This is a genomic window from Paenibacillus mobilis, from assembly GCF_058267595.1.
Genome location: NZ_JBZCMS010000002.1, coordinates 216,988 through 241,628 on the forward strand (window position 1 = coordinate 216,988; position 24,641 = coordinate 241,628).

Sequence of the window (24,641 nt, forward strand, 5' to 3'; positions counted from 1 at the left end):
GGTCATGCTATCGCCTACTTGCCAGCAACTCTCATGATAGCAGATTTTAGGGGAACGGGATAAGGGGGCTTGCCATTTCTTTTCTTTTCTTAATTAAGGGTTCTCAAACCCTACCCTCAAGGCTGTACCGTAGGTCTCAAAATGATCTCGTTAACGCCCACCTCTTCCGGCTCATTGATGGCAAAAGCGACCGCTCTTACTATCGCCTCAGGGGACATGGCGAGTTGTCTGAACTGTCCCGTCATGGCCTGTATCTCCGGACTGGTGACGGTGCCGAACAGCTCCGAGTCCGTAATTCCCGGTGAAATGACGGTGGACCGGATCCGGGAAGAAGGCGATTCCTCCTGCCGCAGCCCTTCCGCAATGGCTCTTACCGCAAATTTGGTGGCACTGTATACCGATGAGGTCGGGCTGACCTCATGTCCCGCTACCGAAGCCACGTTGATGATATGACCTGCCTGCCGTTCCTTCATCGCTGGAAGAACGGCTGCAATGCCGTACAGCACCCCTTTTATATTGACATCGATCATCCGCTCCCAATCCGATACCCGCAGCTCGCTAAGCCTTGAGACCGGCATAATTCCGGCATTGTTGACCAGCACATCGATCCGTCCATACTGCTCAAGGGCAAACTCCGCCAGCTCCTCCATATCCGTCCGGGAGATTACGTCTGTTTTGCGAAAAACAGCTTCTCCTCCAGCCTGCCGAATTTCGGAGGTCAAGGCCTGCAGACGTTCTTCCCGCCTTGCCGCCAAGACCACTTTGCCCCCGTGCTGGGCCAGCCCTTTGGCCGTCGCTTCCCCGATCCCGCTGGACGCTCCTGTAATGACAATAACTTTTCCCTGAATTTGATTCCTCATTTGATTCATCCTTTTTTTTCCTCTCCTCATTTTATCAATTCAACACGTGTTGATTATTTAACGTCCGTTGATTAGTATTATAGAGAAACGACGGCGGCTTACAATCGTTAATCTTTGCGGTTTTGTCCCGTATTGAACAGAAGCGGGAAAGCTGTTGAATAACTTAAAAAGACGGATCGTAATTTTTCAGAGGGAGGCAGGCAAAACGGGGATGAGCAGCGGTAAAGTTAACGGTACGGGGAACGGTATGGGCAGCGACACGGGCAGAAATGGGGCCGCAGGCGTTAAAACGGATCTGCGCGTCATCAAAACGAAAACCGCCATTAACCGGGCCTTTCTGGAGTTGTTTGCTGAGAAAGGGCTTGAACAAATCACAATTAACGATATCGCCGCCAAGGCCAACGTAAACCGTGGAACCGTTTATTTGCATTACAGTGATAAGTACGATCTGCTGGATAAAAGCATCGAAGACCATCTGGACCAGCTGATTGCCTTCTGCAATCATGATCCGGAAGCGGGCGGGCAAATTTCGCTGATCAGCGAGCTTGTACCCGTATTTGTTTTTCTGCAGCAGAACTATCTCTTTTTCTCCGCCATGCTCGCCAATCAGCGGAGCTCTTTATTCCGGGAACGTTTGCTGCAGTTTGTTTCAGACAACATCAAAATGAAGCTGGATCACCAAAAAGGGCAATCCGGAATCGACCCCGAATTAAACGCCCAATTCATGGCTGCTTCCTTTGTTGGCATCGTGGAATGGTGGATCAAACATCAAATGCCCCATCCCCCTGCTTATATGGCGGATCAGCTTTGGAGGCTGCTGGAGAAAAACGAAGTGATTTCAGGCGACAGCCGGTAATCATCGGCTAATCAAAAGGAATCTCAAAATAAAGAAGCCGATCTGTGATTTACGGACCGGCTTCTTTATTTTTATTTTTACGCGGGCAGGCTCGTCTATTAAGAACTCTGTCCGTCCACCAAAACAACGGCATCTCCCCGGCGGATTTCGCCCGTTCGGATCACGGAAGCGTAAACGCCAAAGTGCAGCCCAAAATCTTCGTTGACCTTTCTCAGCAAGGTCGGGTCCTTCTGCTGGCTGTCGGGATCAATCGTTATGAAGACGCAGCGCTCGCAGAAGCTGTCCACCTTAAGGCGGACTTCGCCGATTTCCAGCTCCCGCCCGATCCAGTCCCCTTCAAACAGGGAATCGTCGTTCAGGGCAATCACGAAATTCCCGCGGAAACGCCGCTGGTCCACCGGTTTGCCCCACAGAGCCTCCAGTTTGCGCAGACTCGCATCCGTTACCAGCAGCAGGCTTGCCCCATCCACCGATAACAGCCGGGAATGCTGGAGTTCCGGATGAGGCTCCATCATGCGGGACATGGAAATCGGCTTTTTAACGAGCACCTGAATTTCCTGGAGCAGGTCGTCCTCCCAGCCAAAAATCCGCCCGCCCGGAGTGAGGACACGAATGCCGTCTTCATCGCTGTACCGGGCCTGATAAGTGAGCATTGAAGGCGTGTTACGCGCTGTCACGTATTTCCACCAGTCCTGCTTGGATTCATCGCGGAAGGAACACATCCGGTCCCCTCGCATGCCGTAGGTCTCGATCGTACAAGCCTCCAAAGCTTCTCCGCCCATGGACTTAACCGGATACCGGTTGATTTCGCGGATGTTTCCCACTGTCTTGTACACCAGAATGCCTCCAGTCTCCGATTTCGGAGTCCGATTTCAAGCTTTGCAGCTTATCAGCTTATTCTACAACAACCCGCCAGCCGAACGGATCTTCGGCTTTGCCGGTTTGAATCTCCGTGATGGTCTCGTAAATGCGGGCCGATAATTCTCCGGTTTCTCCTTCGCCGATGATGAGTTTTTCGCCCTTCCAGTACAGCGAGCCGACCGGGGAAATCACAGCCGCCGTGCCGGTGCCGAACATCTCCTTCAGACTGCCGTCCTTCTGGGCTTGAACCAGCTCGTCGATCGAGATAAGGCGTTCTTCGACCTCTACGCCCCAATGCTTCAGCAACTGGAGAACGGAATCCCGCGTGATGCCCGGGAGCAAACCGCCTGTCAGAGCCGGCGTTACAACTTTATCGTTAATGCGGAAAAACACGTTCATGCTGCCGACTTCTTCCACATATTTACGGTGCACGCCGTCCAGCCAAAGAACCTGCGAATAACCGAGGGCCGTCGCGCCTTCCTGTGCTTTCAGTCCTGCCGCATAGTTGCCTGCGGTTTTGACATGGCCTACTCCGCCTACCACGGAACGGGCATAATCGGACTCGACGTAGATGGAAACCGGCTTGATTCCTTCCGCGTAATAGGTTCCAACCGGAGAAAGGATGATCATAAATTTATAAGTTTTCGCGGGCGAAACGCCCAAAGCCGGCTCCGTTGCGATGACAAACGGTCTCACATAAAGAGAGGTCTCGGGAGCATCCGGAATCCAGTCCTGATCAAGCTTGATCAGCTGGCGGAGCGCTTCAAGCCCCAACTGTTCATCAACGGCCGGAATGCTCATGCGGTCGTTCGAGCGGTTCAATCGTTTCATGTTCATGTCCGGACGGAAAAGCACGACCTCGCCCGCTTCGGTTCTGTACGCCTTCAACCCTTCAAAAATCGTTTGGCCATAATGGAAAACTTTGGCCGCAGGATCCATAGCAATCGGCTGGTAAGGTACGATCCGCGCATTGTGCCAGCCCTTGCCCTCCTCATAGTCGAGAATGAACATATGATCCGTAAAATATTTTCCGAATCCTAATTCGCTCGCCGCAGGTTTCGGTTTGGGAGTGGTTGTGCGTTCGATCTGGATTGGTTGTGTCATCTCATGTCACCCTTTATAGATAAGATTATTCATTAATCGTAACTCATCTGAGGCCATATTGGAAATATCTATTTTATCGACGACTTATAGTTATAAGGTATTGGACAAAGCTATCCCTGTGCCTTTGGAAGTTTTAAAAAGGAATACGTGCTTTTTTAATGCGGCCAGACATGGCTTCCTCCCCGCTGGCATAAATAAAGGAGTAGAAGGGGGGAGGCTAATGACCGACAGCAGCATTCATCGCCAGCGGGCTATATTCCTGGCCGCCGTCTGTTCGCAAACCTATGCCCAATTTGATCATCCGGACGGTTTATTTGTCGTTCCATCCCCTTATACCGTCTGCCATGTTATTAAAGCCAAGTCCCTCACCCGCCGCCGGGAAACGTTTGGTTTCATCCTGGAAGCCCCTGATGAGCTGATCCTAGCGTTCCGCGGAACCAGTTCCGCTCCTAACTGGATCTCCGATCTGCTCGCCACGCAGCAAACCTTTAAATACATTCCGGAAAAGCCCCAGACGCACCTTGGTTTTACCTCCATTTATGCTTCGGCCCGCAAGGAACTGGTGGGCGCATTATCCAAACTTCCGCCAGAAAAATCCTTATTCATTACCGGACATAGCCTGGGCGCCGCCCTGGCTACCTTGTGTGCAGCCGATGTTGCCGCCAACACCGCTTTCCGAAATCCTTACCTGTATACCTTTGGCTCGCCGCGCGTCGGCGACCCTGATTTTGCCGCAGCGTTTGCAAAATATGTGCCCAACGCCTGGCGTTTTGCAAACTTGTTCGACGTTGTGACTATGGCGCCTCCTTCGGTTTACAAACTGCCGAATCGGGAGAAAAGGTATTACTATAGTCATGTCCGGACCCTCTCCCAGATGACCTTTCTCAACGGAGCGTTTGGCCCTAATCATGTTATTGGCAGTTATTTCGGGGAATTGTCCAAACTTGACCCTGAATTTGCACACCGGTTGACCGCAATGTACCCCGGATTTTGTCCCATTGAAGCGGATAGCGGGTTGTAGGACATTGAGAGAGCGCTGAAAAAGCGCTGTTAATCCATGGCGCCTTCAACTTTATAATTTTCCACTTCAATATCCAATTGAAGGCCAAGAGCCAATTTCGCCAGCTGCAGCCCCACATACGGGCCCATCGTCAGTCCGGATGCCCCGAGACCGTTGGCCATATAAATTTTTTCCCAGCCGGGCAGCGGACCTATGACCGGCAGAAATCCGGGCGTGAAAGGACGGAAGCCGACCCTGGCCTCCAGAAAAGCTCCCTCATTCAGCCCCGGTGCGTGCTCAAGCCCCTTGTTCAGCACTTCCTGAAGACCGCCGGCCGTCACCCGGGTATCGTAGCCTCGCGGATGGTTTTCATGGGTGGCGCCAAGGACAAGCCTCTGGCCGGGAAAAGCCAGAATATACTGGTCGCCGGGCGGCATGACCACCGGCCATCCGTCCGTATCGGCTCCATGCAACGCCAGATGCACGATTTGAGCCTTCTGGTAAGTTACGTTGAATTTAACGCCCAGCGGTTCCAGCAACGGCCCGGCCCAAGCTCCGGCACAAACGAGCACGGCATCGGCTTCCAGCCTCCGGCCGTCCATCACGATTCCTTTGGCCGCACTCCCCTCGAAACTTAACTCCGCTTCACCACTCAGCAGTTCGGCACCATGCCTTGCCGCCGACCGGAGCAGGGCATTCCGCAGTGCCCGCCCGTCCACTCGGGCGGCTCCTCCCACATAAAGAGCGCTGTATTTTTCATCCAGCAGAGGAAACAGCTGCCGAACCTCTTCCGGGGAAAGCAGCGAGAGTTCCCCCATTTCCGGAGCTTCGTTTTTCCTTTTCAAGGCAATCTGCCGCAGCTCCTCGAGCTTGGCGATCTCTTCCTCCAGCCGCAAAGCGCCTACTTGGGCATAGCCGGTGTTGGTCTCGCCTTCATTCTCCAGTTCCCTGATCAAAGAAGGATAAAATTTTGCTCCTTCCCTTGCCAGCTTGTACCAAACTTTGTTGCGCCTTTTGGAAATCCACGGACAAATAATGCCCGCTGCCGCGTCCGTTGCCTGGCCTGATTCCTGCCGGTCCACGATGGTTACATCGGCGCCGCGGCGGGCCAGCTGATACGCCGCAGACGCGCCTAAAATCCCGGCCCCGATTACGATATATTTTTGCATGTTTTAGCTTCCTTTTTTTGAATGTCTTTGTTTGGAAAAAGAGCGGTCAAGTTATGTAAGGATGATCTTCTCCTTCCTTTTACTGCTGACGAATCCAATGAATGCAAGGATTTGAACGGCTAACGCTCACAAAGGCCAGCAGCAGCATAAATCCGAAGAAAAACGATATATAGGCCGCCGGATTTCTAAGCACAGCTGCAATCGCAGATTCTACTCCTGCATATAAATCCATTTGTTTTTGCAATAGAGTTAGCTTGGAGCGGTTGCTCTCATCCAGCATAGATTTAAACTCTTTATACAGCCAAAAACCCCCTCATCTTTTTATTCTTCATTCGCCTCGCTATTTGGGTTGTTTTTTACGGGGACTCCTAAATACATGATGCCGGATACCCGATACCTGCTCCGGTATTCGCCGGGAGTCATCAAAATCAACCGTTTGAACAAACGGGTGAAATAATTGGGATCCGGGATGCCGCACAGCTCGCCGACCCGTATGAGCGGGTGGTCCGAATGCGCAAGCAGCCGTTTGGCTTTTTCCATCTGCAGGTGATGCCTGTAGGTTAGCGGGCTCATGCCTGTATGCTTTTTCAAGCAGCGAGCCAGATAGTCGAAATGGTAGTGCAAATCGCTCTCCATTTGCGCCGAACTAAACGGGGTTTCCAGCCTTTCCGCCAAATAAGCGGCTGTTAGTTCGCTGAGCCGGTAAGAAAGAGGCAGCGGTCCGCTGCTCCTCAGCCCGTTTTGAAGCGCGAGCAGCAGCCTGCCGAAAGTGATCTGCAGTTCATAGGAACGCGAAAAGGTCAAGGTCCCGTGCAGTTCCAGCAGCTCGTCGAGCAGCGGGAGGACCGTCTGCCTGTCCATGTCCGCAAACTTGGGAAGATCGACGGCGCCAGGCGGAGGTTCGACCTCCTGATCCGTCCGCCCAAGCAGAGTTTGCCCCGGGAGGTTATCCGCGTCGGCCTCGCTTGCATGATCCTGCGGATAACGGAAATGGATCCAGTACACCTCCGTTTCGGTTTCAGACGGGCGGTAACCGCGATGGCGTTTCCCCGGCTCCAGAATCAGCAGTTTGCCTTGCGTAACCGGATATTTCACGCCCTCTTCCTCCATATACAAAACACCCCTAGCGCAAAATATGAGGTCATACGCCTCAAACCGGCGCTCGCCATGAATGATTCCGGGCTGCCAAACCGTATGCCCTACGGCGGCCAGAAGCGGAAACGGGGGAATCCGCAGCTGCAAAATCCGCATCCCAACACCCCCTCCAAAGATGTAGAAATTGTACTATATAAAGTAGAAATTGTCAGCTTTATCAAGGCAATAAATCAAGTAAAGTGGTAGATATCATCTGATTCCAAAATTTAATATTAAGGAGATATAACCTATGCGATTTCGTCAGGTTCATCTGGATTTTCACACTTCCGAAGCAATCAGCGAAATTGGCCGCGACTTCTCCAAACAGCAGTTTCAGGACATGCTGAGGCTTGGCCGCGTCGATTCCATCACCGTGTTCGCCAAATGCCATCATGGCTGGGCCTATCACCCGTCTACCGCTAATGAAATACACCCGCATTTGTCGTTTGACCTGCTGGGCGCGCAAATTGAGGCGGCGCACGAAATCGGCGTCAAAACGCCGGTCTATCTGTCCGCCGGACTTGATGAGAAGCTGGCTCGCAGGCATCCCGAGTGGCTGATCCGCGATCAACAGGAGCGGATCAGCTGGGTCGCCGACTTTATGACGCCCGGTTATCATCAGTTTTGCATGAATACGCCTTACCTGGACCTTCTTGCTGAACAGGTGCATGAGGTGGTGACGCACTATGAGGCGGACGGCATTTTTCTGGATATCGTGGGCGTGAGGGAGTGCTACTGCCAGTTCTGCGTAGCCGAAATCCGCAGGCGCGGCTCGGACCCACGCAACAAAGAGGATATGAAAACCTTATGGGAGGAAACGTATTTCAGCTATACCCGACGGATGAACGATACCGTGCATGCGGTGAAACCCGGGCTGCCTGTTTTTCACAATGGGAGCCACGTCACCCGGGGACGGCGGGATCTGGCTTATGTGAACACCCACCTAGAGCTTGAATCGCTGCCTACGGGCGGCTGGGGCTACGATCATTTTCCGTTATCGGCCAGATATGCCCAAGGGTTAGGCGTTGAATTCCTTGGCATGACGGGTAAATTCCACCTGTCGTGGGGAGAATTCGGCGGCTTCAAGCATCCTAACGCGCTCCGTTATGAAACGGCGCTCAGTCTGGCCAACGGCGCCCGCTGCTCCATCGGCGACCAGCTGCACCCTTCAGGGTTTATGGACCCGGCTACCTATGCGTTAATCGGCGAAGCCTACAAGGAGGTCGAAGCCAAAGAAGCTTGGTGCCGCGGTACCTCTTCAATCGCGGATATCGGACTGCTGTCGGTCGAAGCCGCCGGCCACTCTTTTGGCCGCCAGCAGGTTGAACTGGGCCACGGGGATACCGGCGCTGTGCGCATCCTGCTCGAAGGCCACTATCTGTTTGATGTCGTGGACACGGAGAGCGACTGGAGCCGATACAAGGTTTTGGTCCTGCCGGACTCCATCGGCATCACTAAACCACTGAAAGCGAAGCTTGCCGCCTTTCTTGAAAAAGGCGGCAAACTTCTGGCCACCGGCCGGTCCGGATTATCTCCCGAAGGATCAGGTTTCGAGTTCAACCTGGGCGCTGTTTGGCAGGGAGACTCATCTTTTAAACCTTCCTACTGCCGGCCGGAATTCGAGCTTTCTTCCCTTCTCAGCGCTTCGTTCGTCATGTACTCGGAAGGCCAGGACGTGACGCTCGCGCCGGACGGCGTTAAGCTAGCCAAACGGGAAAATCCTTATTTCAACCGCGACCTGTTCACCTTCTCCTCCCATCAGCATACCCCTTCCAATCTGCAGGAAGCGGGGCCAGGCATGACGGAAGGGCCGGACGGCATTTATATCGCCTGGAGCCTGTTTGAGGATTATGCGCTTAAAGGAAGTTTGCCTGTCAAAGAAATCGTAAAATTTGCGCTGGATCGTCTGCTGGCCTCCACTTCTGGCAAGCCTGACCGCTCAAACGATTCGGGAACTAAAACGATCGACGTTCATCTTCCGGCACAAGGCATCGTTACGCTGCAGAAGCAGGATGACGAAAACCGCTGGATTATTCACTTGCTTTACGGGCCTCCTGTTAAAAGGGGACAAAACGTAGAGGTGATTGAAGATCTGCCGGCGCTGGCCGATACCCGTTTTACCGCAGCCGTTCCTGAAGAAGTGAAAAATGTCTATTTGGCTCCGCAAGGAGTGCCCCTCCCCTTCCGGCAGGAGTATGGAAGGGTTACCAGCGAAATTCCGGCCTGGTCCTGTCATCAAATGGTGGTGCTGCAGTTTTAGGCGCCTTCTGGATTCATTACATACAATAGCCAGGCAGGCAAACCAAAGCCACCATGAGGTGGCTTTGGTTTTCATAACCCTTTCATTTTGATCAATATTTAATAACTCTGTATAGCCAGCCGGTCACAATTTTGCGAGTCCCCACGCTTAAATCAGCTAACTTTTCGCCGAACGTCTGACAGGAACCCAAATTTCGCTCTTAAACCGAGGCGACGAGACGTCCTTGCTTTCATTCCATAATATTTCCGGGCCTTCCGCCGACTCATAACCCGAGGAAGGGAACCACTCGGCATAAATTTGCCCCCACACCTCCTGCAGCGTTTGAGGAAAAGGACCCACTGCCGTAAATACGGCCCACGTCCCGGCTTGAACCTCAAGGCTGTCCAAGTCCTCCGGACAAACTTGCGTGGTCGCCGCCCCGATATAATGATCCAGCTCGCCTTTTTCCTCCATGCGTCCTTCAGAAAAATTTGCAGATGCGCTGATCAGTCCGTGCGGCTCTCTGTCGGATAACGCTTTGATCCGGTTGATTTTGGCCTCATCCAGACTTGCCCACATGGACGCAATGTCCGGATTGACGCCCTCAAACTGGATTGGCACCCTTTTCTTCAGGCCGACGATCCGGTAAGCCTCCTGTTCAACGATACGGTAATTCATTTCGTGTCCTCCCTCGATCGTTAATTGAAACGTCATGCGGGGAAAGGACTTTAGCGGATGTCCTTGGGTGCTGCTTCTGGCTTCCGAAGGCGTAATCCCATGAAAAAGCTGAAAAGCTTTTGTAAAAGCATCCGGCGACTGGTATCCATAGGCTAATGCAATATCAATGATTCGGGTTGCCGTTTGCTGTACATCGAAAGCCGCCAAGGTTAATCTTCTGCGCCGGATATATTCCGATAAGGGAACCCCTGACAGGAAAGAAAACATCCGTTTAAAGTGATATTCCGAACATAAAGCCAGCCGGGCTATTTCTTTATAATCGATTTCACCGCCCAGATGATCTTCGATATAAGCCATAGCCTTGTTCATCGGCTCCAAAGGATTCATCTCAGCTTCCCTCCTTTCCTCATGAACAGCTTAACAAACAAAGTAGACGCGCATCCGACAGTTCGTGCACCAAAATCGCGGCAGGAACCAAATGGCAAGCCGATTTAGTTTTATAAGGGAACTATAACATGAAGAAACGAACGGACAAACCTCTCCTCCCCCTAAAAAAAGCCCGCAAGCCCGCCGCTGTTCAAGCGGTAGGCCCACAGGCCGCCGGCGGATGGCCGGTCCGGAAACTCCGGGAGTGTCCGTTTCCTTATTCTTTTACTTCGTTAGCACCGGTTACCTTGCCGTCAAGAACAGCCGTTCCTTGAAGATCAGCGCTCTTGAAGTACAGGTTGCCGTCGATCGTAGCCGTTTTGTCGAGCGTAAAACCGTTTGCCTCAACATAAACGTCTCCTTTTACGGTACCGCCCTGGATCTTGAAGTTTTCGCTTTGCACGGTCAGCTTAGGTACTGTCAGCGTGAAAGAGGCTGTAATGTTATGGTTGTCATCCTGGGAATACAAAGCGAGTTTGCGGTAGATCGCATTTTCGGCTTTGCCTTTGTCATGGAACTCACCGGACACCGTCACGTCTTTATCAACGGTAAGGTCGTTCAGGATCGCTACGATCCAGTTCCCTTTATCGCTCACCGCAGAGATGAAAGGATCCGCCTGATTGACGATCGAAGCAGTGGTAACGGCATCCGTTTGCTCCGCCGCTGTGCTTGCAGACGTGTTTGCCGCATTGTTGTTGTTGGAACCGCAACCGGCCAGTACGGCTGCCGCTATTCCCATGACTACCAAACCTTTGACTACTTTCATGGTTCATTTCCCCCTTAATGATGTTTCTGAGAGAATTATAAATAGAACTGGCCGTTTAAGTATGTGATTCATTTCACAATAGGTGCAAAAAAAGGCTCACAGGCTTTCGGCCCGTGAACATTATTCCGGGAAAATACCTCTCCCTTAAGTTCATTTGCTTAGCAGGTCTTGTTTGCCGCTGTTCAGCGGTTTGTACGCCTTCACGTAAACCCAAAGCGCGTTGAGCAGCAGCAGCCCGCTTGTCGTGAAAAAGACGGCGCGGAAGCCGAACCATCCGGCAATTTGTCCGCCGCATACAGATCCGGCAAACGCGCCTAAATACGTAGCCGAATTGTTTAACCCGAAGATCCGGCCGGTCAGGGTATCCGGCGTGATTTTTTTGAGCAGCGTATTTACAGAAGGGTTCAGCCCCGCCGCAGCCAGCCCTACCAGGAAGCGCAGCCCGGCAAGCTGCCAAGGATCGCTGACAAATGCCTGCGGGATGAAGAAAATACCGGCCGCGATCAGCGCGATAAGGATAACCTTATGGGCCCCCGTTCTATCCGACAGTTTCCCTAGTCTTGGAGCCGCTAGGATATTCGCGAGCCCTGACGCTGAAAACGTGATGCCGGCAATGACCGCCGCATGTTTTTCAGTTCCGGAAAGCTGGGTGATGTATACGGTAAGAATGGGTTCGATCGAATACATGGCCACCGTAATGACGAAAGCGGTGATAAACAGCGTAAACGTCAATCCTTTTTCAGGAACCCCGCTCCACACCTCTTTCATCCGGAGGACGTGTTTATCCTGACGGGTAAACGTTTCTTTAACGAACAGAAGGGTCGTTAGGAAAGCGACCAGCATCAGCCCGCCGGTTAAGAAAAAGGAATTTTGCAGACCAAAATGCTCGGAAATAAATCCGCCGATGGTCGGCCCCAGCAGGGAGCCGGAAATATTCGCGGTGGAAAGCAGTCCAAGCGCCCAGCCCGAATGCTCTTTATCGGTCTGGGTAGCGATCAGGGTTGTACAGGCCGTGCTGTAACCCGTGATAATTCCTTGGAGCAAGCGGAGTCCGATCAGGATATATACGTTATGCGCAAACCCCATGCAGCCGATTACGATCGCCATGCCAAGACTGGCCCGGAGCAGCATCGGCTTGCGTCCGTATTTGTCCGCCGCCATCCCCCAAATCGGCGAAAATATCGCCGAAACGATAAAAGTAATGCCAAAAGCGACTCCCGTATATTGAGTAATCAAACTTGAGTCCTGTATGCCGAGCTGTTTGATGTAGAGCGGCAGGATCGGAGCGATCTGGCTCATACCGATCCCCGTTACAAACATGCCGAACCAGCAGACGAACAGGTTTCTTTTCCAAATGGGCATATCCAAAGCCTTCTTTCTGGCAGTGCGAGTAACGCGGCCGCAGGTTCGCACTTTACAATCACATTCTCATCTTATCAAGTAAAATGGCTTTGGAACATGCAAGATCCTAAACTCCATGGACATTTATGCTGTAATATTCGGAAGGGCTGACTCCTTCGGTTTTTTTGAACAGCCGGCTGAAATAAAATTCGTCCGCATATCCCAGCATGCCCGCCACCTCTTTGATTTTGTAAGGACCTTCCGTCAGCAGCTCTTTAGCTTTATCCATTTTCAGCTTGTTATAAAACTCGATGACCGAATAACCGGTGTACTCCTTAAAGGTCCGGGACAAATAAGCCGGCGAAAGCTGGACCAGCTTGGACAGCTCCTCAATCGTCACTTTTGAGCCAATCCGTTCATGCATATAATCGATGATTTTTTCGACCTTCAGGGAAGCTGCATAGTTGGGCGTTTCTTTTCTCAGATGCTGGTAAATCAAAATCAGCAATTGCTGCAGATAGGTTTTGGCCGTAAATTCATAACCGGGAAGTTTGGCCTGCCATCTTCCGCACAATTTTTTGAAGGTGTCTTCGATCTGGTAATAGTCCCGCAGTTCCTGAAACGGCTGAAGCGGCAGCAGATCCGGCTCCTCCCGGAGCCGCCATCCTCCATCGTCCAAATTAACGCGGGCATAGCTGAAATGAACGGTCAAACAGCCCACCGGGACGCCAGCATCCGTATCCAGCTCATGCGGTTTATCGGGTGCAATATACAGCAGCGAGCCATCTTTAAGCTCATGTTTCTTTTTATCTATCTTAAAATGCCCTTGGGCTTGAGTAATCAGGATTAACTCATGATGGTTTAATGTTCTGTGGATTCTAAGCGGTTTGATATCAGGTTCATGAATCTGCCGGAAATTGCAGTAATGAATATGAAAAAATAAATTTTTAAACTTCATGACGGTTCCCCTTAGCGTGGATTAAACGGAAGTTCCCATTTTCTTACGGTTTAGTCGTCAAACCTCCAGCAATTCTCCCTGTTTCATTACCAATTTACCGTCGAGATAAACATCCGGCCGGCTGGTCACGCAGTCCAAATGCACTCCCGCCGCCACTCCCCCGCCAAAGGTGTTGTTGCTGCCAAAAGCAACATGTATCGTGCCGTAAACCTTCTCATCCTCCAGGACACCCCCCGTTATCCGGGCTTTATTGTTGGTGCCGATCCCGAATTCTCCCAGCAGGCGCCCGTCGCCATCCCCAAGCAGCTGCAAAAGCTTTTCGCCCTCTTCACCGCCTTCGGCTTTTACCAGCCGGCCTTGCTCAACGGTTAACAGCAGAGGTTGATTAAGCTTGCCGATACCGGCTATGGAGCCGTCTATCCGGATCTGACCGGCCAACTCCTTGCGCGTGTCGTCCGTTACGACCAGGAAACTTTCGCCTCGCTTTAATCCAAGGCAGTTTACGAGCAGCTTTCGGCTGATTTCGATCAGTTTGTCGTTCATCTCAATTACTTCCTTTCATGTTCTTCCTTGTTCACCCATTTTACCAGTCCCGTTAAGGTTACGGCAAAACCGTTCAAGCTTTCAAGACCATAAAGGAGGACGGCGTATATTTAAAAAGGGCTTGAAGGCAAACTAAAACTTAGGCGTATCGCTTCAGATTTTACTTCATCAAAGCTTATCGATTGGCGAGCAGCAAACGGGGTAAATCTTATTTACGCGGCTTGACTGAAAGCCGGCTGTTTTCGATCCGCCTTCGCGGATGGTATGATACCTTTTGCAGGCCATCCCGCTTGTTTGCAAGGCTTAGACTAATAATTAGAACTACATAACCTCACAAGGAAGGATCCTCATGAACCTAACGAAGCTGTCAGCCGCCATCGCGCCGGTGAATTTGAGAAGCTGTTTGATCCAGCAGCGCGGCGAGCTGATTTTTGAGCATTATAGAAGACCGCAAATAGCCCGTGAAATCGCCAAAATTAATTCCTGCACCAAAAGCGTTCTCTCGCTGCTGTTCTGTATCGCGATGGATCAAGGACTGCTGCCGGAGCTGTCGACGCCGGCCGCGGAATTTTTCCCGGAGCTTGCTGCCGGCGGTGACCCGCGCAAACGCGAGATCACGCTGGAACATTTGCTGACCATGACGGCGGGATTTGACTGGACCGAATTCGGCGGCAAAAATTCATTCCCCCATATGACCCGTACGCCGGATTGGATCGCGTATGTATGGGACCAGCCCTTATCGGATCAGCCGGGAACCCGGATGGAATACAACTCCGGGGTATCGCAGATGCTTTCGCACATTTTGGTGAAGGTCACCGGAATGCCGGCTGCCGCTTTTGCCGAAAAAAAGGTATTCGGACCGCTTGGCATCACCGCCTACGAATGGGAAAAAGACCCTCAGGGCGTGCACACCGGAGGTTTCGGCTTAAAGCTGCGCCCCGCCGATTTGATGAAATTCGGCCAGCTTATCCTAAATGCCGGCCGTTGGGAAGGCCGGCAGCTGATTTCAAGCCAAACCCTCGAGCGGGCCGTCAAGCCGGCCATCGCCGTAAACGAGCCTTGGCGAGGGCATTACTGCTGGCATTGGTGGGCGGACTCCTTTTCCGCTGCGGATCAGGTGGCCCCTTATCCCAATCAAGGCCCGGACATTCCGGAGCCGCTCGATTATTTCTACGCCCGCGGATTCGGCGGTCAGTTTGTCCATGTGATTCCAAAGCTGGAGATGGTCGTGGTGCTCACCCATGACAACCGGAAAAACACCAAACATCCGGATGTTTTCCGGGAGTTTATCGCTCCTTTACTGGTTGAAGAAGAGCGGCGCTCCATGGTTTCATCCGATTCCTAATCAACAGCCCTTGCCCAAGGGAATCCCTTAGGCAAGGGCTGTTGTTGGCTGAATCCTTTTATTTGAATTCCGCCGCGAACTCGTCTTTTTGTGGATATTTCACAGGCGAATAATAATTGAAACGGTCAAGATACGGCGAGTAGGTGCGAACAAACATCGTCCGATGTTTTACATCGAATTGCAGCAGTCTTATAAAACCCTCCCCGCCTTTGCTTCCATCCTGATAATCGGCTAAAATTTGATACACTTTCCGGTCCTTGTGTCCGTCCATATTATCGTCAACTTCGTCCACTTTAAGTTGGGCGTTGTGGTAGTGACCGCAAAGCACCGCAAAAACGTTCCGGTTCGGAACGACAACCCGTTTAAAAATCTGCTCCGCACCCGGTGAACGGCTGCCGTCCGCAAGCAAATATTCGTGGAAAGCCAAAATGGCTTTCCGGTCGGGATATTGGGAAAGCACCTTATTCATCCACTCGATTTCCCGGCTGCCGATCCCCCAGCCCATATAAACGACTACAAATTTGGTATCGCCTTCCGAAATGAGATCAAAATGGCCGTGGTTATTTTCATAAGAACGTCCGTAAACGGGACTTTTCTTGAACCGGCCCGCTCCGAACCATTTACGGAAATTGGACGTATTTTTCCCGGAATCCCCTACATCATGATTTCCCGGCAATATACCGTATGGAATTTCCCCCGTTTCCAGCACCTGCATCGCCAAGTCCGCTTTCTCCCATTGCGTGCCCTCCGACCAGTGATTTACAATATCCCCGGTATGAATGACATATTTGATATTCTGGTCCTCCTGGTGCAGGGCGGTCCAATTGACGATCGAATTATAGATTTCGGGATAACTTTCCGAATAATACTGGGTATCCGACATCCAGACGAACGAAAAATCAAACGGTTTCTCCGCCTTTGCCTGCGCTTCTCCCCCCATCTGAAAATTAAAAGCGACGGCCAGGCCCAAACAGGCTGCGGCTATTTTTAAAATACGTTTGTTTCGCATTCCTTTCATTTCCTTGTTCCCCTTCCCTGAATTTAAACAGACGGCTTTTCTTTGTTACTTTTCCAAAATCACCATAAAATAACCGTCTTCCTTACAAGGCATAAAAAGGGATTTCAAAGTCCATACTAAGTTAACCCCTCAAAGGGATCTCACTAAAGGAGTGGGTTATGGAATGGCTTGGGCGCTAATCGGGGTAACCATAATCATCATCTGGCCGATCGTTTTCCTAATGAAAAAAAAGCTGCCTTGGGACGTGCTTTACACCAACGTAATGTTTGCTTTGCTTGCCCAAAACCTGGCGGACAGCTTCGCTTCGTTTCGTTACAGAGCATGGGGATTTTTTGGGGTCACGAAAGTCGAATACTCTTCCTTGCTTGTCATTTTAGGCATTTATCCCGCTTTTGCCATGATGCTCGTCAATTGGTTTCCCTTTAAAAGCAGCTGGAAAATGAAAGTCCTTTATTTACTGGGGTGGGCAGTCTTCTCTACCTTATATGAAGGGATCGCTCTCCGGTCGGGTATCATCTGGCATATTCATTGGAATTTGATCTGTTCTTTTTTCCTGTATCCGGCCATCTATTACATGCTGATTCTTCAGATTCGTCTGCATCTTTGGATTAAGCGCTTGCCGGACGGCAAAAGAGAAAGAGGTTATTAATCATGATTTATATCGAGCTGGTTATTGTGGCCCTCTCCATCGCTGTTATATACAAAACAAACCTTTATAGCTTCAGGACGCTCCTTACCGCCTGGCTATGGGGGGGTGTGATGATGGAATTGTTTGTCGTGGTTTCCAACCATTTTGTCATTAAAACGCCCTATTCCTGGCTGACTTTCTGGTTCTTCATCATCTATATGGATTTAATGAATCCGCTGCTTCTGCTGATTACGGCGATTTTAATCCTCAGACAAGCGGGCTTCAGCCGGAAAGCGGGGGTTGCTCTCCTGGCAAGTCTTCTCCTTACGGCAGGAATCTTTTTGCTAAGCCCGATTCAAATGCTGAATACCGAGCGCGTTCAGCCGCTTCTGGCGGTTGTCCTCTGGCTGTTTGCCATCGCCGGCATGACCGGAATGCTCCAATATATCAGACAAACCTCTAAGAGGTGGTACTAATGTTCATAACTCCCGTCCATTTTGATGAAAATGAGTGGGTCGTGCTGGTAACGATGCTTGTGCTGCCGCCCCTCCTATATGTAGCTCCAAAAAGGTTTTCCGCCAGTGCCGCTATAACGATCATGCTGTACAATGTAGCCTTCAGCCTGACCACCGACTGTGCTTTCGGCTCCACATTTCCTTGGAATCTGTATGACACGATGGATACCAACCGTTATGACCTGTTTGACTTCTTTATTTACACGATTCATTATCCGATTTACGGCTACTTCTTTGCCTGGTTTTTAAGCTTTTGGAAGGATCAGACCGGAAAAACCATTTTATTTACTTTGATCTGGGTATTGGTGACTACAATGCTGGAATGGGTTGCAGCCCAGTTCCACATTTATACTTACCTGAAGGGTTGGAATATCTATCATTCCGCTTTGTTTTACCTCTTCTATTTCATGCTGGAGGCCAAATTTGTTCAATGGCTGCTGGCCAAGGACCCCCAGGCTTCGCCGGCCAATCAGCAGTAGGGGCGGGCAGTTTAATAAATTCAGCAAAAAAAGCTGTTTTCCCGGGGGTTACCCCGTGGAAAACAGCTTTTTAGCGGAACCATCTATATAAAATGGACCGGATGATCCATGGATCTTTTTAATAAAAAATGTCCAGGAAAGTCCAGCGGAACAACTTTTAGCTGTTCACCCAGTTTTTTAACTGTTCTTTGGATTGAACGCCGATGACCTGATGAACAGGCACCCCATCTTTAAAGCGGACGATGGTCGGAATGCTCATAATGCCGAATTTACCGGCCGTTTCGGGATTTTCATCCACATTCACTTTTACCACTTTCACTTCTCCGGCCATTTCACTTTCAAACTCATCCAAAATAGGAGACATCACCTTGCAGGGACCGCACCAAGGCGCCCAGAAATCAACAAGCACTGTACCTGATTGACCGGTTACTTCCGTTTCAAAGGTTTGATCTGTTACATGAGATACCATTGTAAATTCCTCCTTAAAATGTTTGAGCAATCGCCAAATAATAGCGTTCGATTAAATGTTTGAAAATCATATTGTAAGAAATATATATGTTTAAAAAATTTTTACCGGCTAAGGCACGATCCGGACAACGTATGAACCGGCTTGGTTGTTCAAGCCCTTCCCTATACGTTGTCGCGTTGTCGACCCCACTTTGCCTTTAAATCTTCTTAATTCGTGCTGTAATGATTGACCTGCTCCGAAAGCCGTTTAATGGTTTCATTCAATTCCTGCAGCTGGTTCAGATCCATGGAGCTGGCCGAAAGAAAAGACAAAGGAATACATGTCGCCTCTTGCTTTAATGCCTCTCCGTTCTCCGTCAGCTTGATCATGACGACACGCTCATCCTGCTTCAAACGCTCGCGTTTAATCAGCTCGTTGGCTTCCATCCGTTTAAGCAACGGTGTTAAAGTACCCGTATCCAGATCCAGCGCTTCGCCAAGTTCCTTCACCGAGGACTCCCCTTGCTCCCACAATACCATTAAAACGAGATACTGGGGGTACGTGATGCCAAGCTTCTCCATCAGCGGCCGATACATCCGCGAAATAGCCCGGGAGCAGGAATACAGCGAGAAACATAAATGATCCTTAAGCTTAAGCTCCTCCAACCTTAATCCCTCCTCGCGTGTATCTCTTCAATTCCCTCTTTTGTAATTCCATTGTGCACGATGTAAATATAACGTATTGTGATTATATTGTCAACAACTTATTTGGCAAATCGTTACTTGAGGCAACAAACAATCTTACATTAAGTTCTAGCCGCACGGCTATAGTATGGTCGTACGCTTAAGTCTTTATGCCAGCGAGATCGGAAATAAAGACTTTATGCATACTTTTCCTCTTGAAGGAAGATAATGGGGTTAAACAGCTTGCGGGAGGCTTCTATGCAAGATTTTAAAGAAAGGCTGACAAGCCGCTTTCAGCACGATGCTGATTTTATATTTATCCCCACCTTTTATCTGGGCGCTGTCCCTGTGTCGCTGGCGGGTTATTCCACGCTGATCAACCTTCCCGATATGCTCCGGCTGCTGAGCATTCAAGCCCAGCACCTGACCACAATCACAGATGAAGAGGCCATAATGCCTTTTCTCCGCGGACTGGGGGATGTCCTTCAAGGAGAAGACATGGGCCATAAAGCAGCCGAAGCCATTATTAGAGGTTCGCTTGTTCTTTTTCATGAGCCTTCGGGGATTTGTATCGACATTCAATCCGTAATTCCCAATGTGCTCAGCCGCTCAATAGAAGGGCCTTCTACGGAAAATGTACTCCGCGGAGCCATCAGCTCCTTCAACGAAGATTTGGATATCAATATCGGCATGATCCGCAAGCATCTCACAAACGAAGAGCTGCAAATGCATTCGTATCTTTGCGGGAAACGAAAAGCCAGCCGGCTTGTAGTTCTCTATCTGAAGGATATCGTCGATGTCAAATTTCTCAAAAGCATTTTAAAACAAATCGAAGCCAACTTGGACGGAGACATTGGGGATATCGAGCAATTAAGACATATTTTCGGATTTCCGAAATGGGAGTTTATCACCCGATTCAACTCTACCGAAATGCCTCAAAATACGGCTGCTTCTCTTTACAAAGGTAAGGTTGTGATCCTGCTTGACCGTTTCCCGTTTGCGCTCATTCTGCCCAATCAGATTTCGGATATGTTTGCGCTCGAAGACGACAATAATTTTCCTTACCCCTTTGTTCTTTTCCTGCGCTTTATCCGCATCACGGGCATTCTGGTTACCTTGTTGTTTCCCGGCCTTTATGTGGCGCTCGTTTCCGTGAATCCTGAAGTCCTGCGGATTGAACTGGCGTTATCTATCGCCAAAAGCCGGGTGGATGTTCCTTATCCGGCATTGATAGAAACGCTGCTTCTGCTCATCATTCTTGAACTGATCCTTGAGGCAAGCATCCGCCTGCCGAAAAGCATCGGCCCAACATTAACCATGGTAGGCGGGATTATTTTAGGGGAAGCCGTGGTGTCTGCCAAACTGGTGAGCAATTTGCTGATCATCATTTTGGCCGCAACTACGATTGCCTGCTCCACGGTGGTCGGCTACCAAAATTCCATCTCCTTGCGGATTCTGAAATTCGGCGTTTTGCTCCTTTGTTCCTTATTCGGTGTATTAGGACTTGTTGCCGGACTGGTGATCATTATCACCTATATTGCTGGAATAGAGACCTTTGGCGTTCCGTATTTTCAATTAAAACCTTCAAAGGATGATAAAAGTGGATAAAAGTTTTCCGGTCGCCGTGATGTATATTCTCACACATCTGTCCTTGATCTTTTTTATGTACCCTACCAATATTGTCAGTTCAACCACAAGCGGGCACTGGATGCCCATCGTCACGGGTTATCTCGCGCATGTTTTAGTCATCGGCATCTATATGAAAGGGCTTAGTTATTTTAAAAATCAAGATATCGTGGAAATTTTGACGGCCAACAAAGTTGCCGCGATTTTTATTCTTTTTCCCGTCACTGTCTATTTAATCGTACTGGCCATTGTGTCCACCAGGGCAATCTCCGAAATCATCACGATCGTCTATTTGTCCAGGACCCCCATGTGGAGCGTGATGAGCTTATTTCTGCTTATAGCCGGATACATCGCTTATTCAGGCCTCAAATCCTTGTTTCGGACGGCTGTTTTCCTGGGGCTGATCTTTATTCCCGTTATCTTTCTGGCCTTGGTTACTTCTTTTCAAAATGTGGATTGGCGTTATGTATTTCCTATATTCAGCAAAGAGATGCTTAATTTCTCATACCTGCACAACGAATCCTTTTACCAAGGAGGGTTTGCCTTTACAGGCGCTTTTGTTTATTTAGGATTAATCACCAAACAATATCCTTATAAAGCTAAAAAAATATTGCTCTCCAGCTTAATTCTCCTGCCGCTTTTTCTGCTTGCCGTTTATGTCCCGGTCATGATTTTCGGGGAAGCTACGGCCTCCCAGTTTCAATTTCCATATATCACCAGCTTGGATACGGTGGAAATTAACTGGCTCATGTTTGACCGGGTTACGATCTTTTTCCTTCAAAGCCTGATCGCTTTCGTCATGCTGTTTATCGGGCTGGTCATGTGGGAAGCCGTTACGATCATGAACAAGACCATTATCAAAATAAAACATGGGTACATTTTGGGATCCCTTATAGTAGTGGTTTTTGTCATCGCGCTGCTGATTCCGGACTGGGCGGACGTCGAAAAATTATTTTTCTTGAACACCTTGCTCCGCACGTACATTATCATCGTTCTGCCGTTTTCCATATTAATCATGGGGTTGATTCGCAAGAAAAAGTACATCTGATCAGAAAGGATGAAACCGGATGCCGTTCCCTCGTCTCTTTCCCATTTGTAAAATCGCACTCTTGTTATTCAGCCTTTTGCTCCTGGGCGGATGCTGGGATAACAAAGATATCAACCACCGTTCTCTCCCTATTATTATGGGGGTAGCCATGAACGGCAACAAATTTGATTTATACCTGGACATCCCCTCCATAGAAGAAGAAGACGGGGAAATGAAGCTGGTTAAGAGCAGCGGCAGCACGCTTAGCCAAATCATCGATAATATCAGTGCGGATATGGAAAGCCAAGTAGACCTGCTGCACTTAAAGATTATCGTGGTAGATGAAAAATACGCCAAAAAAGGGCTGAAGGACAGCATTTATGCGTTTATTAGATCGAGAGAAATTTCCGCTAAAACGGTGTTGATCGTTTCCGAGGAAAACCTGGACAGTTTTTTCAAAAACATAAATGATTACTCCAAAAACGAAGAAACCACCTTGTATAATTATTTTCAAAAAAATGCAGGCTGGAGTCCGCAAACGACGGATACACGCGTATGGCAAATTTTTCGAAGCATCAATTCCTATACACATGATACGATTGCCCCTCTGGTTAGATCGGGAGATACGACTGCAGTAAATGTCAAAGGCTCGGCGATCATCAAAAACGGCAAAATGGTGGGCAAGATTTCCCCGGAGGATACTCTGCTGATCAATTCTTTTAACGGGGTCAGCACGGAAGGGAAAATCGAAGTGATGAATCATGCGACGGTGCAAATCACCAGCAGCAGCATATCCCATAAGGCTTCCTTAAAAGACGGCGTTCCCTATTTGCGCTCCAAAATGAAGCTGAAGGTGACCGTCCTGGAAACAAGAGGTAATCCATCCGTCGAGGAAATCAAAAATGAAGTGCAGGACCTCCTGAGCACCAGGGTCAAAAAGCTGATAGCCAAAACCCAGCTGCATAAAGCTGATATTTTAGGTTTAGGGCAGCTGTACCGCAACAAACTGACAAGGGCCCAGCTTGCCCACTGGAGGGAAGAGTATTATCCGCACATGCAGCTTAACTTTTCAGTCCATACGGATATTCAGAACCTGGGCAATTTGCGCAACACGGATTAGCGGCAAGCCGTTTATAGGTCGTTTTTCTAAAGCTTTTTAAAGCTTGTAATGCAAAATGAACTGCAAACCAGACCGGCCTGTATTCCGGTGACCCTGGTCTTCATAACCGCACCGGCTGTACAACTGCCGTCCCGTTGTATTACGTTCATTAACTGCCAGCACCATTTCATCCTGTTCCGGAAAAAGCCGCTTTACAAACCGTGGAAGCTCCTGCATGGCCTGTTTGGCATAACCCTTGCCTTGATGTTTGTAATTCATGCACAACGCCCGCAGGAGCACCGCCTTCGGATTGCCTACCCGTGCGGCCAGCTCCGAATGGAGGTGCAGTACAAAAAAGCCGACCGCCTCGTTCGCATGCAGAATAACAACGGGGTAGCGGATCTATAAAAATTTCATCACGTAAAAATCCAGCTCCCCGGACTCTATCCGGCTTGTGAACTTTTCTCCCCTGATAAATCCCGCGCGCTCATAAACCTTTATCGCCCGCTCGTTAAAAACCGCTACCACCAGCCTAAATCTTGAAGCTCCGAACCGGGTTTGGCAAAAGGCCATACAGGCCTTTAAAAAAAGGAAGCCCTGGCCTTTTCCGGTCAAGTCCGGCTTTAACCCGAGGCCTAAATCCAGATAGCCGTCCTCGTCATAAATCCCCTGCGCATAACCGCCCGGAACTCTTGCCGACTCGCCGGTGCACATAAAACCTGAAAGCTCCTTGCCTATTCCCTCACCTTCAGCGGTTGCGGCCCAGAACGCTCCGCTCATCAGCTCGGCGACGTTTTCTTCACTGCCGTCCCAGCTGTACAAGGCATACGGTGGTTCATAACTCCAAGTGGAGATATCTCGGGCAAAGTCCTCCTTCATCGGATGAAACTGAAAAGCTGTCGTCATAAAAAGCCCCTTTCTCCTTTTTTTGGAAAATAAAGCAAACCTTTTAACCCTATCTCCTGCTGGTCTTGGTCATTGCCGCTTTGATCGGCGGTTCAGGGGAACGCGGATTTCAGCTTTGCTGTTCAAATAAAAGACAGCAGCACCTGATCAATCCGCCTGCTTCCTTGATGTTTAACCCTGCTTTCCTCCGGCAAACCGTTCTTGAATTTCCTTATACGCCTCGTGTGTGCCAATATCGTAAATCTCCCCGTTTCCGAAAAAAGCCCGGACCTCCTGCTGACCGACCAGCCATTCGGGAAACCGGGTCGGAGAGTCCGGATCATGCCCTTCCTCCAAATAACGCCGGACCAGCTTTAAGGTGTCTTTCTTATAGAGGTACAAGGCGAATACACCGATATTCGAGCGGGGTTCGGCCGGTTTTTCCACCAGTCCGGTTACTCTTCCTTCCGCGTCAAGCTCGGCCACTCCGATTCGGCGCAGCTCCCGGAGATCATCCGTTTGCTGTACAAGCAGGCAGTCCTTGCCTACGGTGTAGAAATAATCGACGTAAGCCTGAAGGTCAAACGTAAAAATATTGTCCCCTGCCAAAACCAGCAGATCATCCTGCAGGTTCTCGCTTTGGATCGCATACTGCATGTCGCCGACCGCGCCAAGTCTGTCTTCCAGCGACGAAGTTCCGTCATCAAGGATGCGGATCTCCTTGGCGGAACGCCGTCCTTGGAGCCAGGCATCGAACGCTCTTACATATTTATGATTGGTTACAATCAAAATTTGATTGACCAGCTCAAGCTTCTCCAGCTTGTCCATTATAAGATCCATAACACAGGCTTCATCCGTAATCGGCAGCAGGCCTTTAGGCCTGTTTTCAGTCAGAGGGTATAAGCGGGTCGCATAACCTGCGGCTAGGATCAAGGCTTTCATCGGGTCCTCCT

At 50.0% G+C, this 24,641-nt stretch carries 26 protein-coding genes and 1 pseudogene; 10 read left to right on the forward strand and 17 right to left on the reverse strand.

The window, feature by feature from the left end; translation table 11 throughout:
• Positions 1-116: 116 nt before the first annotated feature.
• On the reverse strand, positions 117-860 hold the full coding sequence (locus AC3ZPD_RS04160; protein WP_490983009.1) for an SDR family oxidoreductase: 744 nt from the start codon (positions 858-860) through the stop codon (positions 117-119).
• A 211-nt stretch (positions 861-1,071) separates the two neighbouring features.
• On the opposite strand from AC3ZPD_RS04160, the gene AC3ZPD_RS04165 reads away from it, so the two are divergent.
• Positions 1,072-1,716, forward strand: a complete 645-nt coding sequence (locus tag AC3ZPD_RS04165; RefSeq protein WP_490983010.1) for a TetR/AcrR family transcriptional regulator — start codon at positions 1,072-1,074, stop codon at positions 1,714-1,716.
• Between the two features lie 98 nt (positions 1,717-1,814).
• On the opposite strand, the gene AC3ZPD_RS04170 is transcribed toward AC3ZPD_RS04165, so the two are convergent.
• Complete coding sequence (locus AC3ZPD_RS04170) at positions 1,815-2,552, reverse strand: MOSC domain-containing protein (protein WP_490983011.1); 738 nt, start codon at positions 2,550-2,552, stop codon at positions 1,815-1,817.
• Positions 2,553-2,610: 58 nt separating this feature from the next.
• On the reverse strand, positions 2,611-3,681 hold the full coding sequence (locus tag AC3ZPD_RS04175; protein WP_490983012.1) for a branched-chain amino acid aminotransferase: 1,071 nt from the start codon (positions 3,679-3,681) through the stop codon (positions 2,611-2,613).
• Between the two features lie 220 nt (positions 3,682-3,901).
• Here AC3ZPD_RS04175 and AC3ZPD_RS04180 point away from each other — a divergent pair, with 220 nt between their 5' ends.
• Positions 3,902-4,702 (forward strand): lipase family protein, encoded by an 801-nt coding sequence (locus tag AC3ZPD_RS04180; protein WP_490983013.1) that lies wholly within the window; start codon positions 3,902-3,904, stop codon positions 4,700-4,702.
• 29 nt (positions 4,703-4,731) lie between these two features.
• Here the strand turns inward: AC3ZPD_RS04180 and AC3ZPD_RS04185 are convergent, their stop codons facing one another.
• The 3 genes from AC3ZPD_RS04185 to AC3ZPD_RS04195 all read right to left on the reverse strand — a co-directional run bounded on the left by AC3ZPD_RS04185 (position 4,732) and on the right by AC3ZPD_RS04195 (position 7,101).
• Positions 4,732-5,850, reverse strand: a complete 1,119-nt coding sequence (locus AC3ZPD_RS04185) for an NAD(P)/FAD-dependent oxidoreductase (protein WP_490983014.1) — start codon at positions 5,848-5,850, stop codon at positions 4,732-4,734.
• Between the two features lie 79 nt (positions 5,851-5,929).
• Positions 5,930-6,130, reverse strand: coding sequence for a hypothetical protein (locus AC3ZPD_RS04190; RefSeq protein ID WP_490983015.1), 201 nt, complete (start codon positions 6,128-6,130; stop codon positions 5,930-5,932).
• A 41-nt stretch (positions 6,131-6,171) separates the two neighbouring features.
• Positions 6,172-7,101, reverse strand: coding sequence for an AraC family transcriptional regulator (locus AC3ZPD_RS04195; protein WP_490983016.1), 930 nt, complete (start codon positions 7,099-7,101; stop codon positions 6,172-6,174).
• Positions 7,102-7,234: 133 nt separating this feature from the next.
• Here AC3ZPD_RS04195 and AC3ZPD_RS04200 point away from each other — a divergent pair, with 133 nt between their 5' ends.
• Positions 7,235-9,244 (forward strand): beta-galactosidase trimerization domain-containing protein, encoded by a 2,010-nt coding sequence (locus tag AC3ZPD_RS04200; protein WP_490983017.1) that lies wholly within the window; start codon positions 7,235-7,237, stop codon positions 9,242-9,244.
• 156 nt (positions 9,245-9,400) lie between these two features.
• Here the strand turns inward: AC3ZPD_RS04200 and AC3ZPD_RS04205 are convergent, their stop codons facing one another.
• The 5 genes and pseudogenes from AC3ZPD_RS04205 to AC3ZPD_RS04225 form a co-directional block, all read right to left on the reverse strand.
• Entirely contained in the window at positions 9,401-10,288 is an 888-nt protein-coding gene (locus AC3ZPD_RS04205) for an AraC family transcriptional regulator (protein ID WP_490983018.1), read from the reverse strand.
• Between the two features lie 256 nt (positions 10,289-10,544).
• The gene (locus AC3ZPD_RS04210) at positions 10,545-11,093 is read right to left on the reverse strand and encodes a polymer-forming cytoskeletal protein (RefSeq protein WP_490983019.1); all 549 of its coding nucleotides are present in this window, start codon (positions 11,091-11,093) and stop codon (positions 10,545-10,547) included.
• A gap of 150 nt (positions 11,094-11,243) precedes the next feature.
• Entirely contained in the window at positions 11,244-12,455 is a 1,212-nt protein-coding gene (locus AC3ZPD_RS04215) for a multidrug efflux MFS transporter (protein ID WP_490983020.1), read from the reverse strand.
• Between the two features lie 106 nt (positions 12,456-12,561).
• Entirely contained in the window at positions 12,562-13,392 is an 831-nt protein-coding gene (locus AC3ZPD_RS04220) for a helix-turn-helix domain-containing protein (RefSeq protein ID WP_490983021.1), read from the reverse strand.
• A gap of 57 nt (positions 13,393-13,449) precedes the next feature.
• Positions 13,450-13,824 (reverse strand): annotated as a pseudogene (locus AC3ZPD_RS04225) (aminopeptidase); the annotation flags it as partial.
• Positions 13,825-14,284: 460 nt separating this feature from the next.
• On the opposite strand from AC3ZPD_RS04225, the gene AC3ZPD_RS04230 reads away from it, so the two are divergent.
• Entirely contained in the window at positions 14,285-15,280 is a 996-nt protein-coding gene (locus AC3ZPD_RS04230) for a serine hydrolase domain-containing protein (protein WP_490983022.1), read from the forward strand.
• A gap of 58 nt (positions 15,281-15,338) precedes the next feature.
• On the opposite strand, the gene AC3ZPD_RS04235 is transcribed toward AC3ZPD_RS04230, so the two are convergent.
• A complete protein-coding gene (locus tag AC3ZPD_RS04235; RefSeq protein ID WP_490983023.1) occupies positions 15,339-16,298 on the reverse strand; it encodes a metallophosphoesterase in 960 nt (319 codons plus the stop codon).
• A 163-nt stretch (positions 16,299-16,461) separates the two neighbouring features.
• Between AC3ZPD_RS04235 and AC3ZPD_RS04240 the strand changes: the two genes are divergently transcribed.
• The 3 genes from AC3ZPD_RS04240 (at position 16,462) to AC3ZPD_RS04250 (ending at position 17,920) form a co-directional block, all read left to right on the forward strand.
• Positions 16,462-16,947 (forward strand): CBO0543 family protein, encoded by a 486-nt coding sequence (locus AC3ZPD_RS04240; RefSeq protein ID WP_490983024.1) that lies wholly within the window; start codon positions 16,462-16,464, stop codon positions 16,945-16,947.
• Between the two features lie 110 nt (positions 16,948-17,057).
• Positions 17,058-17,402 carry a hypothetical protein gene (locus tag AC3ZPD_RS04245; RefSeq protein ID WP_490983025.1) on the forward strand — a complete coding sequence of 115 codons (345 nt, stop codon included), beginning with the start codon at positions 17,058-17,060 and terminating at the stop codon, positions 17,400-17,402.
• Positions 17,402-17,920, forward strand: a complete 519-nt coding sequence (locus tag AC3ZPD_RS04250; protein WP_490983026.1) for a hypothetical protein — start codon at positions 17,402-17,404, stop codon at positions 17,918-17,920. The genes AC3ZPD_RS04245 and AC3ZPD_RS04250 overlap by 1 nt, the downstream gene beginning before the upstream one ends.
• A 157-nt stretch (positions 17,921-18,077) precedes the next feature.
• Here AC3ZPD_RS04250 and trxA read toward each other — a convergent pair whose 3' ends face one another.
• Both trxA and AC3ZPD_RS04260 read right to left on the reverse strand, forming a co-directional pair.
• Positions 18,078-18,389: a thioredoxin gene (gene trxA / locus AC3ZPD_RS04255; protein WP_490983027.1), complete on the reverse strand. Its 312-nt coding sequence runs from the start codon at positions 18,387-18,389 to the stop codon at positions 18,078-18,080.
• A gap of 206 nt (positions 18,390-18,595) precedes the next feature.
• Positions 18,596-19,033 carry a MarR family winged helix-turn-helix transcriptional regulator gene (locus tag AC3ZPD_RS04260; protein ID WP_490983028.1) on the reverse strand — a complete coding sequence of 146 codons (438 nt, stop codon included), beginning with the start codon at positions 19,031-19,033 and terminating at the stop codon, positions 18,596-18,598.
• Between the two features lie 276 nt (positions 19,034-19,309).
• Between AC3ZPD_RS04260 and AC3ZPD_RS04265 the strand changes: the two genes are divergently transcribed.
• Genes AC3ZPD_RS04265 through AC3ZPD_RS04275 form a run of 3 tightly spaced genes read left to right on the forward strand, consistent with a single transcriptional unit; the run spans position 19,310 to position 22,824 of the window.
• Positions 19,310-20,659 carry a spore germination protein gene (locus AC3ZPD_RS04265; RefSeq protein ID WP_490983029.1) on the forward strand — a complete coding sequence of 450 codons (1,350 nt, stop codon included), beginning with the start codon at positions 19,310-19,312 and terminating at the stop codon, positions 20,657-20,659.
• On the forward strand, positions 20,652-21,725 hold the full coding sequence (locus AC3ZPD_RS04270; RefSeq protein ID WP_490983030.1) for a GerAB/ArcD/ProY family transporter: 1,074 nt from the start codon (positions 20,652-20,654) through the stop codon (positions 21,723-21,725). Before AC3ZPD_RS04265 ends, AC3ZPD_RS04270 begins: the two co-directional genes overlap by 8 nt.
• Before the next feature lie 19 nt (positions 21,726-21,744).
• On the forward strand, positions 21,745-22,824 hold the full coding sequence (locus AC3ZPD_RS04275; RefSeq protein ID WP_490983031.1) for a Ger(x)C family spore germination protein: 1,080 nt from the start codon (positions 21,745-21,747) through the stop codon (positions 22,822-22,824).
• A 36-nt stretch (positions 22,825-22,860) separates the two neighbouring features.
• Here AC3ZPD_RS04275 and AC3ZPD_RS04280 read toward each other — a convergent pair whose 3' ends face one another.
• The 3 genes from AC3ZPD_RS04280 to AC3ZPD_RS04290 all read right to left on the reverse strand — a co-directional run bounded on the left by AC3ZPD_RS04280 (position 22,861) and on the right by AC3ZPD_RS04290 (position 24,630).
• Positions 22,861-23,205 carry a GNAT family N-acetyltransferase gene (locus AC3ZPD_RS04280; RefSeq protein WP_490983427.1) on the reverse strand — a complete coding sequence of 115 codons (345 nt, stop codon included), beginning with the start codon at positions 23,203-23,205 and terminating at the stop codon, positions 22,861-22,863.
• Entirely contained in the window at positions 23,206-23,709 is a 504-nt protein-coding gene (locus AC3ZPD_RS04285) for a GNAT family N-acetyltransferase (protein ID WP_490983032.1), read from the reverse strand.
• A 171-nt stretch (positions 23,710-23,880) separates the two neighbouring features.
• Entirely contained in the window at positions 23,881-24,630 is a 750-nt protein-coding gene (locus tag AC3ZPD_RS04290; RefSeq protein ID WP_490983033.1) for a nucleotidyltransferase family protein, read from the reverse strand.
• Positions 24,631-24,641 lie beyond the last annotated feature (11 nt).

Excerpts from the sequence above, each read along its gene's own strand:
- AC3ZPD_RS04230 (WP_490983022.1), top strand. The coding sequence starts at position 14,285 with ATGAACCTAACGAAGCTGTCAGCCGCCATCGCGCCGGTGAATTTGAGA.
- AC3ZPD_RS04240 (WP_490983024.1), top strand. The coding sequence starts at position 16,462 with ATGGCTTGGGCGCTAATCGGGGTAACCATAATCATCATCTGGCCGATC.
- AC3ZPD_RS04235 (WP_490983023.1), bottom strand. The coding sequence starts at position 16,298 with ATGAAAGGAATGCGAAACAAACGTATTTTAAAAATAGCCGCAGCCTGT.
- trxA (WP_490983027.1), bottom strand. The coding sequence starts at position 18,389 with ATGGTATCTCATGTAACAGATCAAACCTTTGAAACGGAAGTAACCGGT.
- AC3ZPD_RS04175 (WP_490983012.1), bottom strand. The coding sequence starts at position 3,681 with ATGACACAACCAATCCAGATCGAACGCACAACCACTCCCAAACCGAAA.
- AC3ZPD_RS04195 (WP_490983016.1), bottom strand. The coding sequence starts at position 7,101 with ATGCGGATTTTGCAGCTGCGGATTCCCCCGTTTCCGCTTCTGGCCGCC.
- AC3ZPD_RS04275 (WP_490983031.1), top strand. The coding sequence starts at position 21,745 with ATGCCGTTCCCTCGTCTCTTTCCCATTTGTAAAATCGCACTCTTGTTA.
- AC3ZPD_RS04190 (WP_490983015.1), bottom strand. The coding sequence starts at position 6,130 with ATGCTGGATGAGAGCAACCGCTCCAAGCTAACTCTATTGCAAAAACAA.
- AC3ZPD_RS04245 (WP_490983025.1), top strand. The coding sequence starts at position 17,058 with ATGATGGAATTGTTTGTCGTGGTTTCCAACCATTTTGTCATTAAAACG.
- AC3ZPD_RS04185 (WP_490983014.1), bottom strand. The coding sequence starts at position 5,850 with ATGCAAAAATATATCGTAATCGGGGCCGGGATTTTAGGCGCGTCTGCG.
- AC3ZPD_RS04265 (WP_490983029.1), top strand. The coding sequence starts at position 19,310 with ATGCAAGATTTTAAAGAAAGGCTGACAAGCCGCTTTCAGCACGATGCT.
- AC3ZPD_RS04160 (WP_490983009.1), bottom strand. The coding sequence starts at position 860 with ATGAGGAATCAAATTCAGGGAAAAGTTATTGTCATTACAGGAGCGTCC.
- AC3ZPD_RS04220 (WP_490983021.1), bottom strand. The coding sequence starts at position 13,392 with ATGAAGTTTAAAAATTTATTTTTTCATATTCATTACTGCAATTTCCGG.
- AC3ZPD_RS04180 (WP_490983013.1), top strand. The coding sequence starts at position 3,902 with ATGACCGACAGCAGCATTCATCGCCAGCGGGCTATATTCCTGGCCGCC.
- AC3ZPD_RS04205 (WP_490983018.1), bottom strand. The coding sequence starts at position 10,288 with ATGAATCCTTTGGAGCCGATGAACAAGGCTATGGCTTATATCGAAGAT.
- AC3ZPD_RS04290 (WP_490983033.1), bottom strand. The coding sequence starts at position 24,630 with ATGAAAGCCTTGATCCTAGCCGCAGGTTATGCGACCCGCTTATACCCT.
- AC3ZPD_RS04165 (WP_490983010.1), top strand. The coding sequence starts at position 1,072 with ATGAGCAGCGGTAAAGTTAACGGTACGGGGAACGGTATGGGCAGCGAC.
- AC3ZPD_RS04210 (WP_490983019.1), bottom strand. The coding sequence starts at position 11,093 with ATGAAAGTAGTCAAAGGTTTGGTAGTCATGGGAATAGCGGCAGCCGTA.
- AC3ZPD_RS04285 (WP_490983032.1), bottom strand. The coding sequence starts at position 23,709 with ATGACGACAGCTTTTCAGTTTCATCCGATGAAGGAGGACTTTGCCCGA.
- AC3ZPD_RS04200 (WP_490983017.1), top strand. The coding sequence starts at position 7,235 with ATGCGATTTCGTCAGGTTCATCTGGATTTTCACACTTCCGAAGCAATC.
- AC3ZPD_RS04215 (WP_490983020.1), bottom strand. The coding sequence starts at position 12,455 with ATGCCCATTTGGAAAAGAAACCTGTTCGTCTGCTGGTTCGGCATGTTT.
- AC3ZPD_RS04250 (WP_490983026.1), top strand. The coding sequence starts at position 17,402 with ATGTTCATAACTCCCGTCCATTTTGATGAAAATGAGTGGGTCGTGCTG.